This window comes from Novosphingobium sp. Chol11, assembly GCF_945870625.1.
Taxonomy (GTDB): domain Bacteria; phylum Pseudomonadota; class Alphaproteobacteria; order Sphingomonadales; family Sphingomonadaceae; genus Novosphingobium.
Genome location: NZ_CAMBTS010000094.1, coordinates 1 through 12,487, shown reverse-complemented (window position 1 = coordinate 12,487; position 12,487 = coordinate 1). Strand labels below are relative to the sequence as shown.

General features: G+C 63.2%; 11 protein-coding genes and 1 pseudogene. 4 read left to right on the top strand and 8 right to left on the bottom strand.

The window, feature by feature from the left end; translation table 11 throughout:
- A pseudogene (locus tag Q0O40_RS12955) lies at positions 1–361 on the bottom strand (carboxymuconolactone decarboxylase family protein); the annotation flags it as partial.
- Positions 362–480: 119 nt separating this feature from the next.
- Entirely contained in the window at positions 481–1,713 is a 1,233-nt protein-coding gene (locus Q0O40_RS12950; RefSeq protein ID WP_295530530.1) for an amidohydrolase family protein, read from the bottom strand.
- A gap of 246 nt (positions 1,714–1,959) precedes the next feature.
- Here Q0O40_RS12950 and Q0O40_RS12945 point away from each other — a divergent pair, with 246 nt between their 5' ends.
- Complete coding sequence (locus tag Q0O40_RS12945; protein WP_295530527.1) at positions 1,960–2,838, top strand: OmpA family protein; 879 nt, start codon at positions 1,960–1,962, stop codon at positions 2,836–2,838.
- Between the two features lie 235 nt (positions 2,839–3,073).
- Here Q0O40_RS12945 and Q0O40_RS12940 read toward each other — a convergent pair whose 3' ends face one another.
- Complete coding sequence (locus Q0O40_RS12940) at positions 3,074–3,718, bottom strand: hypothetical protein (protein WP_295530525.1); 645 nt, start codon at positions 3,716–3,718, stop codon at positions 3,074–3,076.
- A 79-nt stretch (positions 3,719–3,797) separates the two neighbouring features.
- Positions 3,798–4,781 carry a sterol desaturase family protein gene (locus Q0O40_RS12935; RefSeq protein ID WP_295530523.1) on the bottom strand — a complete coding sequence of 328 codons (984 nt, stop codon included), beginning with the start codon at positions 4,779–4,781 and terminating at the stop codon, positions 3,798–3,800.
- A gap of 219 nt (positions 4,782–5,000) precedes the next feature.
- On the opposite strand from Q0O40_RS12935, the gene Q0O40_RS12930 reads away from it, so the two are divergent.
- The 3 genes from Q0O40_RS12930 (at position 5,001) to Q0O40_RS12920 (ending at position 8,313) form a co-directional block, all read left to right on the top strand.
- Positions 5,001–5,819 carry a ferredoxin--NADP reductase gene (locus Q0O40_RS12930; protein WP_295530520.1) on the top strand — a complete coding sequence of 273 codons (819 nt, stop codon included), beginning with the start codon at positions 5,001–5,003 and terminating at the stop codon, positions 5,817–5,819.
- A 77-nt stretch (positions 5,820–5,896) separates the two neighbouring features.
- Positions 5,897–7,699 carry a translation elongation factor 4 gene (gene lepA / locus Q0O40_RS12925; RefSeq protein ID WP_295530517.1) on the top strand — a complete coding sequence of 601 codons (1,803 nt, stop codon included), beginning with the start codon at positions 5,897–5,899 and terminating at the stop codon, positions 7,697–7,699.
- Between the two features lie 323 nt (positions 7,700–8,022).
- Positions 8,023–8,313 (top strand): DUF1330 domain-containing protein, encoded by a 291-nt coding sequence (locus Q0O40_RS12920; protein ID WP_295530514.1) that lies wholly within the window; start codon positions 8,023–8,025, stop codon positions 8,311–8,313.
- A gap of 55 nt (positions 8,314–8,368) precedes the next feature.
- Here the strand turns inward: Q0O40_RS12920 and Q0O40_RS12915 are convergent, their stop codons facing one another.
- From Q0O40_RS12915 to Q0O40_RS12900, 4 genes are all read right to left on the bottom strand, one after another.
- The gene (locus Q0O40_RS12915; protein ID WP_295530512.1) at positions 8,369–9,037 is read right to left on the bottom strand and encodes a murein L,D-transpeptidase catalytic domain family protein; all 669 of its coding nucleotides are present in this window, start codon (positions 9,035–9,037) and stop codon (positions 8,369–8,371) included.
- A gap of 174 nt (positions 9,038–9,211) precedes the next feature.
- Positions 9,212–9,757 carry a DUF2141 domain-containing protein gene (locus Q0O40_RS12910; protein ID WP_295530509.1) on the bottom strand — a complete coding sequence of 182 codons (546 nt, stop codon included), beginning with the start codon at positions 9,755–9,757 and terminating at the stop codon, positions 9,212–9,214.
- Positions 9,754–10,695 carry a hypothetical protein gene (locus tag Q0O40_RS12905; RefSeq protein ID WP_295530506.1) on the bottom strand — a complete coding sequence of 314 codons (942 nt, stop codon included), beginning with the start codon at positions 10,693–10,695 and terminating at the stop codon, positions 9,754–9,756. Before Q0O40_RS12905 ends, Q0O40_RS12910 begins: the two co-directional genes overlap by 4 nt.
- Entirely contained in the window at positions 10,688–11,842 is a 1,155-nt protein-coding gene (locus Q0O40_RS12900; RefSeq protein ID WP_295530504.1) for a glycosyltransferase, read from the bottom strand. The genes Q0O40_RS12905 and Q0O40_RS12900 overlap by 8 nt, the downstream gene beginning before the upstream one ends.
- Positions 11,843–12,487: the final 645 nt, after the last annotated feature.

Below are 12,487 nucleotides of genomic sequence, written 5' to 3'. Positions count from 1 at the left end.
CAAGCCCGATCCCTTCGGCATATTCAATGCCCAGCTTTTCGCGCACGCTGAATATGGGCGAGTTCTTGTAGTCGTGAACCGCCTCGTAAAATGCTTCGTCGGGGGCGGGGCCGTTGTTGATGACCGAAGGCCCGGTCGCTCCGGCCAGTTCGCGCTCGACGCGGAAGCTGCGGCAAAGCTGGCAGCCGTTGATCAGCGCGGTGCGGTAGCGCGCGCCTTCGAACACGCGCATCGGCAGCTTCGACATGGCATAAGTGACATTGGAAAAGGCGAACCCGGCGCGGACCATATCGCCCGCATAGTGATCGGACAGATAGCGGAGCGGCTCCACTTGATGGGCCTCGGGCAGTGCGACACGCATGGCATCCTCCTGATGGGTTTGCAGCGGGAATTTACGGCGCGGTTCGCCCGCTGATCCGCCGCGCAATCAAGCGCCAGACCTGCAGCCTGCCCACTCTGAATTCTGACAGGCGCGAGGGTTCAGTTCACCACGGCCCCGGCTTTCATCACCAGCTTGATGCGGCGGACGGCGGCAATATCGGCGGTGGGATCGCCTTCGACCGCGATCAGATCGGCCAGCAGGCCGGGCTTCACCGCGCCCAGCCGATCCGCGATGTGCAGGATGCGCGCGTTGCCTCCGGTGGCGGCGATCAGCACGTCGGCGGGTTTCATGCCGGCGGCGGCCATGAGCTCGATCTCGCGCGCGTTGTCTCCATGGGCATAGACGCCGACATCGCCGCCCATGCACATCGGCACGGCGGCTTTGAGCGCCATGCGGAAGCTGACGCGGCTCTCGGCAACGCCTGCTGGCGCAGGCTCGCTGCCGTTCCAGCCGCTATAGCGCGCGGTGGCATCGGAGGCGGCGAGCGTGGGGCACAGCGCGATCCCTTTGGCCGCCATGCTGGCGAAAATTTCGGGCGTGCCGCCGTCGCCGTGTTCGATGGTATCGACCCCGGCGGCAATCGCGCGGCGCATCCCCTCGGCAGTGGCGGCGTGGACCGCGACCGGGCGGCCGGCATCATGCGCAGCGGCGACGGCGGCCTTGATCTCATCGAGGCTGAGCGTCGGGCGGCTGTCTTCGCCGCTGCGCCAGCGATAATCGGCGTAGAGCTTGATCCAGTCTGCTCCGGCGGCGATCTGGCGGCGCACGGCGGCGACCATCTGATCGGGGCCTGAGACCTCTTCCGCGCCCTGCGGAATGGTGACGCCCGGTTCGAACCCCTTCGGACCATACGCGCCCAGCGCGACAATGGCGCGGGTGACCACGAGCAGGCGCGGGCCCGGCACAATGCCCTGATCGATTGCGGCTTTCAGCCCGGCATCGGCATAGCCCGCGCCCTCGGTGCCCAGATCGCGCTCGCTGGTGAACCCGGCGAGCAGAGTGGCGCGCGCGCTGGCGACCGCGCGCGCAGTGCGCAGCGCGAGCGGCTCGTGCAGCACCTGATCGTTCCAGTCGGTCTCGTTGTAAGGGTGGAGGAACAAGTGGCCATGCCCCTCGATCATGCCGGGCATCAAGGTGGCACCGGGAAGATCGAGTGTTTTCGTGCCTGAGGGCGCGGCCAGATCGGGGCCGACCGCGACGATCCGCTCGCCGGTGACGAGCACTTGCCAGCCGGGATGGACTTTGCCGTCGACGCCGTCGAACACGGCGGCGGGTTTGAGCAGGCGCGAGGCGAGTTCTGCGGCCAGCGCGGGGTTTGCGGCGCAGGCCATGAGCGCCGCAGCAAGTTTCAGACAGCGCATGGATTTTCCCCTTGAGGTTGGCCGCTCAGAAATGGCCTCACCTTGAGTGTATTGGTAAGCCCGCCGCTGCGTCAACCGCACCGCGCGGCTTCGGCCTGCCGCGCGGTCCGCACGAATGGCCCGCTCTAACAAAGTTCCGGCGGGCATGTTAATGTACCAGAAAGGTTGGCCTGAGCACGAAAGGGTAGCCGGGGGCGGTTCAAGAGGAGGTAGGTGATGCGGGTCAATTTCAAGCAGTCGAGGGCCGTGGTGCTGGCGCTGGCCGCCTTTTCGGCGTCTGCCAGCCTATCCGCGCAGGAGCAGCTGCCGCCGGCCAGCGATCCCAATATCGTGGTCAATGGTGTGCTGCCCGCAGATATGGCCGAGCTGCCCCAGGGGCCGGACATCAAAGGCGTGATCACCGCGCGGCGGGGCGAGCGGATTCAGGTGACTTCGGCGGACGGCGCGAACACGATCGTCGCGATTACCGATGCCACCCAGATCAAGGCCAGCAGCGGTCCTTTTGGTCTCGGGCGGGGCAGGCTTGGCGCGGACGCGCTGCTCAACGGGCTGCCGGTGACGGTCAAGACGGTGCAGACAGGCGCGGTTCTGGCGGCGAGCAAGATCACCTTTCGCGGCAACGACCTCAAGACCGCGCGGATGATCCAAGGCGGCACGGCGCAGCGTTTCGACGAGCAGAGCGCCGCGACCGAGGCGCTGCGCGGGCGCATGGGCGATATCGACAAGTATAACATCAAGAGCACGACCAACGCCTATTTCGACACCGGCAAGGCCGTGCTTTCGGCGCGGGCCAAGGCCGATCTGTGCGCCGCCGCCGCGCAGGCCGAGGCCATGGACAACGCGCTGATGCTGGTGGTCGGATATACGGATTCGGTCGGCAGCCAGGAATACAATCAGGCCTTGAGCGAGAGGCGCGCGGGCGCGGTGATCAACTATCTCCAGCAAGCCTGCCACTGGAAGCCCTACCGCATGCTCACCCCGACGGGCATGGCCGAGGCCGATCCGCTGGCGAGCAACGACACCGCCGCAGGCAAGGCGCAGAACCGGCGGGTTTCGGTCAATGTGCTGGTGAGCAAGGGGCTGGATGGGATGTGAGCAGGGCCGGGCGGTTAGGGCTTAGAGACCAACCCGTCCATTACCCGTCACCCTGAACTTGTTTCAGGGTCCATGTCTCGTTCTGCGCGGAGCTTTGCCATCATGGGCTGCTCGCGGCGATAATTGTCGATGATCGAGATCACCGTTTATGCGGCACAATGGACCCTGAAACAAGTTCAGGGTGACGATGTATGTTGTTAAATTGCATCCCGCTACCTCGGATGAGGCAACTGCCTCAACCCTCGCCGAGCAGCGTTTTCCGGAACAGCCGCCGGATCAACCAGTCTTCCAGAATACGTCCGATGAGCCAAAGCGCGGCGATGATGCCGGCGAAAACATAGCCGCTGGTCGGCGAGAACTTCTTGTCCTCCTTCTTCTCCTCCTTCTTGTCCTTGCCGTCCTTCTTTGGCTTTTCCGGCTCAGGCGCGCCCAGCATCTTGTCGATCGGATTGAGCTTGATTTCCTTCTTTTCCGCGTCGGCCTTCTTTTTTGCGTCCGTGTCCTTGCCCGCCTTTTTCGCCGCCTCGGTGGCCTGCTTGTCGAGCTTGCCCAGCGTGATGTTCAGCTGCGCAAAGCCCAGAAAGAGCAGCGGCGCGAGAAAGCAGAACAGCAGCGCGCGGCTGGTCAGGATATAGCGCAGCACTGCGCCGCCCGCCTGATTCTCGATGTGCAGGATGCCGCCTTCGAAGATCGACATGGCATCTTGCGCGGCCTGATCCTTCTTGCGGAAGGTGAGCGTCTCGCCGGTCGTCTGGTGGGTGGTGCCCTGTTTTTGAAACAGCGAGCGGAGCCGCTCGAACGCCTCATCGCTCGATTGGCCCGGGGCAAGCGCAAGGTTGCCCCGAATGCACCAGATCCAGTCGATGAAACGCAGGTTCACACGATTTCCTTAAACGCGTCGGCCGGGCGCAATGCGATGCAACGCAACGCGCGGCGCGGCCTGCTCAGCAGTCTGCAAGTTATTCAGCAGGAACGGCCGCTGGTTGCTGGCCGAAGCGCTCTTTGAGCGATTTCCAGCCCTCGGTGAAGGGATAGGTCATCTGCTCGCTGATCGACATGCGGCGGCCATGTTCGAGGCCGAGCAATTCGGCTTCGCCATCGATGCAGGTGCCGAACATGCGGTCGATGAAGATGAACGATCCGGCATAGTTGCTGCGGGTGGCTTCATAATCCTGCGAGTGGTGCAGGCTATGATGCTCGGTGGTGTTGAACAGGAAGCGCCACCACTTGGGCGAATTGAAGCGGACGTTGATGTGCTGATAAATGCCGATCGACATGCCGATTGCGCCCGCCAGCAGAAATGCGCGCGGCAGGAAATCGAAGAAACCGCCGACCCCAAGCCCGATCAGGAACAGTTCGACCGGATTGCCGACCGCGCCCTTGTTGATATTAAGCTGGGTAATGTAGTGGTGCACCGAATGCGGCAGCCATAGCGGATACCAATTGTGCATGCCGCGATGCATCCAGTATTGCCCGAAATCGAAGATAAACGCGATCAGGAAAGCCTGCAGGAGCAGCGGCAGCCCGGTGAACCAGGTGAGCTTTTCGAGAGTGAACGCGTGCTGGATCGCCTCGATCATCACCCCGTCGCCGATGTAGTTATCGACGGTATTGAGGATGGTATAGCCCAGCCCGACATAGAAAAGATCGGTTGCGAGCTCTTTCCAAGTCAGCCGCCAGCTGTCGAAGCGCGGGTTGACCCATTCAAGCGCGAGCAGCAGCGCCTTGAAACCGATGCCGATGTAGATCGCAGTGGTCGCCTTGACGATCGAATTGGGCGCATAATACCAGAACAGGATCATTGCGAAGAGCACGGCGGGCTGAAAATAGGTAAAGAACAGCCGCTTGAACGGGCCGCCTTCGACTTTGGGAATGTTTTCCCAGCCCACGGTGACGCGTCCCTGCGTGCCGATCACCCGATTACCTACGCGAATCCCGTCCATATCGACCCCGCAATCCCTAGCAACCTTCCCCATGTCGCAAATGCCGCAGCACCGTCATACGCCAGAGAACGTATGCCCATTGCGCCTGTCCCGCAATCCAGCTTTCAACCGGCACAAAAAGCCTTTCCTGTGCACCAATTGACAGTGCGGACACTTGAAAGCAAAGAAGCGCGGCTTCAATCAGCCTATCCGAACCTTGTTATGTCTGGACGCTCCGCCTTGACCGAAACCACGCTTTCCGCCCCGCCGCTCGAGCCCACGGGCAGCCTTTCGGTCGAAACGGTGCTGTCGGTGACGCACTGGAACCAGCATCTGTTCAGCTTCACCGTGACACGGCCTGCGTCTTTCCGCTTCCGTTCGGGCGAGTTTGTGATGATCGGTCTGGCGGGCGAAGGCGGCAAACCATTGTTGCGCGCCTATTCGATGGCGAGCCCTTCGTATGACGAGACGCTGGAGTTCCTCTCGATCAAGGTCGCTGATGGTCCGCTGACCTCGCGGCTGCAGAAGATCGTGGTCGGCGATCAGATCTATCTGGGGCGCAAGCCCACCGGCACCCTGGTCGCCGATGCGCTGATCCCCGGACGTCGGCTGTTCCTGCTCGGCACCGGGACTGGCCTTGCGCCGTGGATGTCGATCATCCGCGATCCTGAAACCTACAGCCGCTTTGAACAGATCGCGGTGGTCCACTCGGTGCGCACGGTGAGCGATCTGGCCTACCGCGACATGCTGGAATCGCTGCTGGCGGACGATCCGCTGGTGAGCGAAGAGGCCGCAGCGCAGCTGACCTATATCCCCACCGTGACGCGCGAGCCGTTTCACACCACCGGGCGGGTCGATGCGCTGATGCGCGATGGCACGCTGTTTCAGGGCAAGCTGGGCGAGCCCAAGAAGTTCGATCCCGAGCACGACCGCATCATGATGTGCGGCTCGATGGGCATGCTCAAGGAAACCGCCGCGATGCTCGACGGCATCGGCTTTGCCGAAGGCTCGAACTCCAAGCCCGGCGAATATGTGATCGAGCGCGCGTTTGTGGGCTGAAGCCAATCTGGCCCCCAATCCCCCAGTGCTCGTTCGTCCATAATGACACCGCGCCCCGGTGCTGCTAATGGCGCGCGATGACTGACCTTTCGCTGATCCGCAATTTTTCGATTATCGCGCATATCGACCATGGCAAATCGACGCTCGCCGACCGATTGATCCAGTATACCGGTGGCCTTTCGGCGCGCGAGATGAGCGAGCAGGTGCTCGACAACATGGATATCGAGCGCGAGCGCGGGATCACGATCAAGGCGCAGACGGTGCGGCTGGAATACCCCGCCAAGGACGGCAAGACCTACCAGCTCAATCTGATGGACACGCCGGGACATGTCGACTTCGCCTATGAGGTCAGCCGCAGCCTCGCCGCATGCGAAGGCGCGCTGCTGGTGGTCGATGCGGCGCAGGGCGTCGAGGCGCAGACGCTGGCCAACGTGTACCAGTCGATCGAGCATGATCACGAGATCGTGCCGGTGATCAACAAGATCGACCTGCCCGCCGCCGAGCCCGAGAAAGTCCGCGCCGAGATCGAGGAAGTGATCGGGCTGGACGCCAGCCGCGCGGTGCTGACCAGCGCCAAGGCCGGCATCGGCATCGAGGAAGTGCTCGACGCCATCGTCGAGCGCATTCCCCCGCCGGGCGGCGACCGCGCCGCGCCATTGAAAGCCATGCTGGTGGACAGCTGGTACGACCCCTACCTCGGCGTGGTGATCCTCGTGCGGGTGATCGACGGGGTGATCAAAAAGGGCCTCTCGGTCAAATTCATGGCCGGGGGCACCGAGCATCTGATCGACCGGGTGGGCTGCATGCGGCCCAAGATCGAAGTGCTGGATGAGCTGGGCCCGGGCGAGATCGGCTTCATCACCGCGCAGATCAAGGAAGTGGCGCAGGCGCGCGTCGGCGACACGATCACCACGGTGAAGAACGGCGCGCTCCAGGCGCTGCCCGGCTTCAAGGAAGTGCAGCCGGTGGTGTTTTGCGGCCTCTTTCCGGTCGATGCCGCCGAGTTTGAAAAGCTGCGCGAAAGCATCGGCAAATTGCGGCTGAACGACGCCTCGTTCTCGTTCGAGATGGAGAGCAGCGCGGCGCTCGGCTTCGGCTTTCGCTGCGGTTTCCTCGGCCTGCTGCACCTTGAAATCATTCAGGAGCGGCTGACCCGCGAATACGACCTCGATCTCATCACCACCGCGCCCTCGGTGGTATACCGCCTGACCATGACCGACGGCACGGTGCGCGAGCTGCATAACCCTTCGGACATGCCCGACCCCGTGAAAATCCGCGACATGGAAGAGCCGTGGATTAAGGCGGTGATCTACACGCCGGACGAATACCTCGGCTCGATCCTCAAGCTCTGCCAAGACCGGCGCGGCATCCAGATCGGGCTCACGTATGTCGGCGGGCGCGCGCAAGTGACGTACGAACTGCCGCTCAACGAAGTGGTGTTCGATTTCTACGACCGGCTGAAATCGATCAGCCGCGGCTATGCCAGCTTCGACTATGAGCAGATCGGCCTGCGCGAAGGCGATCTGGTGATGATGAACATCCTCGTCAACAACGAGCCGGTCGATGCGCTGAGCATGGTCGTGCACCGCAGCCAGGCCGATCCGCGCGGGCGCGGCCTTGTCGAGCGGCTCAAAGACCTGATTCCGCGCCACATGTTCAAGATCCCGATTCAGGCCGCGATCGGCGCCAAAGTGATCGCGCGCGAAACGATCAGTGCGATGCGCAAGGACGTGACCGCCAAATGCTATGGCGGCGACATCAGCCGCAAGAAGAAGCTGCTCGACAAGCAGAAAGAAGGCAAGAAGCGCATGCGCGAATACGGCAACGTGTCGATCCCGCAGGAGGCCTTTATTGCCGCGCTGCGGATGGGCGAGGAGTAGGCCGCGCCTCCGCGCAGCAGCGCTTTAGCCTGAGAAACCTCAAAAATTGCCGCTGCAGTACGCGAGCAGCAAGATCAGCGGGATCGGTACGCCGATTATCCATAACAGTCCCGAACGCATTCGCTTCTCCCTTTGCAGTTTGCCGGGATAATGCGCCGAAGCGGCCAGAAGTTCCGGTTGTCGTCCGTCCGCGTTTCAAGCTTTGGCCTTCGCACTCGATGGAGAGGGCGATGTTGATGCTGCTGCCTTGCACGCGATCTCTGGATCGGTAGAACGAGCGTGACGGCCGCGAACGAGCGGGGCGTGGGAGAGAGGACAGACTTATGGCGGCGTATGTGGTGTTTATTCGCGAAGGCGTGACCGATCAGGCGGAGATGGATCTGTATAGCGCCAAGGCGGGGCCTTCGACCGCAGGGCATCCGCTGACGCCGCTGGCGTTTTATGGCGCGCATGAGGCGTGGGAAGGGGCGGAATCGCAGGGGCTGGTGATTTTGCAGTTCCCCGACATGGATGCAGCGAAGGCATGGTATCACAGCCCGGCTTATCAGGAGGCCAAGGTCCACCGGCTGGCCGGCGCGAACTACCGCGTGCTCGTGACCGAAGGGGTTGGCTGAGGGGGGCTTGCTCCTGTCCCGACGGGGAGGGGCAAGACAGGAGTGGTTCGAAGCTCTACCGCGCGGCGAAGAGCAGGCGGCCGGGGCCGAGGCGGGCGAGGACGGTGGTGATCACGGCGGGTGCGACGGCGAAGCAGCCCTGGCTGCGGCCGACGCGCCCATGCTGCGCCACCATATCCTGGCTGACATAGCGCGCGGCATGGATCACGATGCCGCGCGGGATGGCCTGATCGTTTTCAGGATCGAGCCCGATCAGGCGGCGCGAGGGGCCATGCTCGCCCGAATAGAGCGCGCCGGTGAGGAAGCTGCCGCTGCACGAAGCTTCGGAGCCGTGGCGGTTGGACAGACGCTCAACCCAGCCGCGATTGGCCGGGTCCGAGCCTTTGCCGTGCGCGACGAGGAACGTGTCGGTCACCGCGCGGCTGGCAACATCGACGAGGTAAAACCGCGGATCGCGCGAGGGGGCGGAGAAATCGACGATGCCGATGGTATCGCGCACCGCCAGACTGTTGCCATGCGCCTCAAGCGCGGCGAGCGCGCGGGGCAGAAGCGCAGGCGCGCCTGGCGCAGCCTCGATCGCCGCGGCCGGGCCATTGCACGCGGGCATGAAGCCCCACGGGCTTGCCGTTTGCAGGGGAAGCGCCTGCGCGGCCCCGCGCTCGCAGATCACGCTGGCCGCAGAGGCGGCTATGGCGCCAAGAAACTGGCGCCGTCCAAATTGCATCGTTGCGAACCCCGCGCTTTTCCACGTTAACCACTAGTTATGCAGAACATCGTGCGGATACAAAGCCTTGGCCGGGGTTCTTGCGGCAGAACGTGCTCCACGCGCCGCTGGATGAGGCAGGGCGCGGGAACTCTGCGCCGCGATGGCGGTTGATAAGGTGGCGAAGCCGCCGACTTAACGTGCGGGTTTCAGCGGACCGAACGAGAGGAGGCCGGTGCGGTAGTTCATCACCACGCGCAGCGGGGTGAGCGCGCCGCCCGCGGTAACCGCGACGGCGCGGCTCTTGGGCTTCGACAGGCCGAGCTTGGGATTGGCGGAAAAGCCGATGCCGTCGAGCGTGAAATTGAACTTCCGGTCGGCGTTGCGATCGTGCAGCACGGTGACGGCATACGTGCCCGGACCCGGCAGGCGGACGCACAGCTTTGGCGCGGGATCGGCGGGCACAGGCAGCTCGATGCGGCGGAAGGTCTTGCCCGCATTGATCAGGATATTGTCATCGGCGAGAAAATCGGCGTCGTTGGCGGGGTAGACCTCAAGCTTGAGCTTGCCCTGACGGTCCTTGATGCCGGCTACTTCGACCATGAAGGCCGGGCCGCTTTCGCCCGGGCGGCACTGCGCCTCGGCCTTGCCCAGATCGGGGGTGGAGCGCAGCGGCTGCGCCGCGACGAGCACCGGCGCGAGCACAACTATCAGCGCAGGAGCAACAGCAGCAGACTTCACGCGTTTTTCTCCCTCTGCACAAGGTCAAGAAGTGTGAGGCTAATGAACAACATGATATGCATGGCAACGATCATCAGCGATATCATCGTAATCATGTATCCGGTCTGAATTTCCTGACCAATAAAGAACGTGGTGATCGCCGCAAAGGCAAGGTCTTTGTTGGGCAGCAGCGGCAGGCGCGACAACAGCAAGCGGATAGTTGATAGCAAAAGCCATGAACCGATGCTGACTTGCGGCAGGATCAGATGCCAGACCAGCGCATTGAGCCCGGTGCCGACCAGAATGCGCAAGGTGTGGACGGTGAACACATAGATGAGATCGGCGCGGGGCAGTCCGATCAGCCCCTTGCGAAACAGCATGATCAGCGCCGAAGTAAACAGAACGATGGCGATCGATCCGGTGAGCAGATGGCCGTTCTTACTGAAGCCCAGCTCGGCGATCAGCGGCCAGGCGATGGCCAGCATGATAAAGGTGAGCAGGTTGCCCGCTAAAGCGGAAAGGATCGCCACATCCTTGACCGCGCCGAACGGCGATCCCTCCATCTTCACTCGGCGGCGCGCCCAATCGTAGAAATAGACCTCGCCGATATAGCCGAGCAGCAATTCGTTGCCGATCAGCTTCTTGATCAGCGGGATCAGGCCGGAGAAGGGGATGCCCCATAGCTTGCGAAAGATGATCCAGTCCGCCACTGGGCCGGTAAAATAGCTGGCCACGAACACCAGCCAGATCACCGGCGAAGTGGGCACGATTTCCCAGACATGCGCCCAATCGAGCTTGCGCAGCTGATAGAACACGGCGGCGAGGATCGAGAGCGAGATCGCCGGGCCGACCCAGCCGCTCAGACCGTGCAGGATCATCGCCAGCGATGTCTGACTGGAGGAGGCCTGGCCAGAGGCGGTGGGAGGGGGGGAGGCCGGTTCGGTTTCTGAATTACTCACGTGCGGCGCTCTCCATCAGGGCGATGTAGCGCCGCGAAGCTAGCTGCAAGGTGAACCGGCGCGCCTGATCCTGCGCGGCCACCACGTCAAACGGCAGCGCCGCGATGCGCTCCATCGCGGCGGCGAGCGCGGCGGTGTCTCCCGTCGGCACCAGCAGGCCGAACCGGCCCGCGCCGAGTATGTCTGCCATGCTGACGCTGCAATCAGTGGCCACGACCGGCAGCCCGGCGGCCAGCGCCTCGGCGACAACCGCCGGCACGCCTTCATAATCCGACGACAGCACAAGCGCGTCGCCCGCGCAAAGCTCGCTGTCAACGGGATGGAGGTGTCCGGGCAGGCGCACTTGCGCGCCGAGGCCAAGCCGCGCGATCTGGGCTTCGAGCGCCGCGCGCTCGGCCCCTTCGCCCACGATCACGAGGTGATCTTGCGGGCGGGCGATCAGCGCGAAGGCATCGATCATGAGCGCGAAGTTCTTTTGCCGGGTGAGCCGCCCAATCGCGACAAAGCGGCGACCTGCGCCGCGCGGCAGGCTTTGCGCTGCGCGGCGGGCCTGCTCCAGCCGGACGACGTCGGCCTCATCGAGCGAGGGATCATCGATGATCGCGATCCGTTCGGGCGCGGCGCGCATCAGCGCTGCGATTTCCTCGCGCATCGGCGGGGCCATGCCCACCAGCCGATCGAGCATGCGGCCCTGAACGCGCAGCCAGACCCGGTAGGCCGCGCGCATCGGGGCAGACATATCGAGCCGCACGAGATCGTTGCTCATCTTGGCCACCACCGGCGGACAGCGATCCCTGAGCAGCAGCTTCATCATTACCGCGACCACGGTGTAGGTATTGCCCGCGCAAAACAGCACATCGGGGCGGATGCGGCGGATCACGCCGGGAAGTCGCAAAATCATCCACAGCGTTTGCCAGCGCGCCGGGGAGAATGGCGCGGGCCCAAGAATTTCGGCCTCAAGTCCCGGCCACTCGGCGCGCATCGCCCCGCTTTCCCGGCCCATTACCAGGCGGGAATCGACGTTGCTCGCGCGCCATGCGCCGTGCAGCCGCAGCGCGACCCGCTCCACCCCGCCGGGCGCGAAACTGTGCAGGAAGGTAAGGACGCGCAAAGGCTGGGCATCGGCGGCCGCGGGACTGGCGATCATCGGGCAATGTGACAGCGCAGCGGCAACATTCGGTTCAGCATCCTCTTAACGCACCGCATGGGGGGTGTGCGTAGTCGCAAGCCCGATGCTTTTGCAATGGCAAACTGGCAGCGCGTGCTCCATCGGCTTGCCGCAGATAGGCGCGCAGCTCGCTTCTTTCAACTCGGCGCAAATGGCTTTCGGAACGGCGCGAGTATATTATCTACCGAGTAAGTTGAGTTAAGCTCGGGCAGGTTAGTGTTGAAAATCTGACACTTGGTGCCCATGCTGGCAACAGCAGCTTCCGCCCCAGTTGCAGACATTCACAGCATAGGCCTAAGCTGCACGCATGTGTCACTTCGTTACGCTGATCGCCCCCACCGGCAATGCTGATGCAGTTAGAGATGTCATGGATCGGCACGGACGCGCGGCTAAGCCTTTAGATAATCCGTCCATTCGCAAGGTGCTTCGCGAGGAAGAGCATCAATACCTCACTACTCGTGGCCATTGCGACTGCGGAACAGAGGTGGCCTAAGAAATCTGGACATCGTGATAAGTGGATTTTCTGCCTGACGGCGACCAAGATGGCCGCCTGACAGGAGATGAGATGAGCAGAAGACCCCGCCGGAACCACAGCCCGGCGTTCAAGGCGAAGGTGGCGCTGGC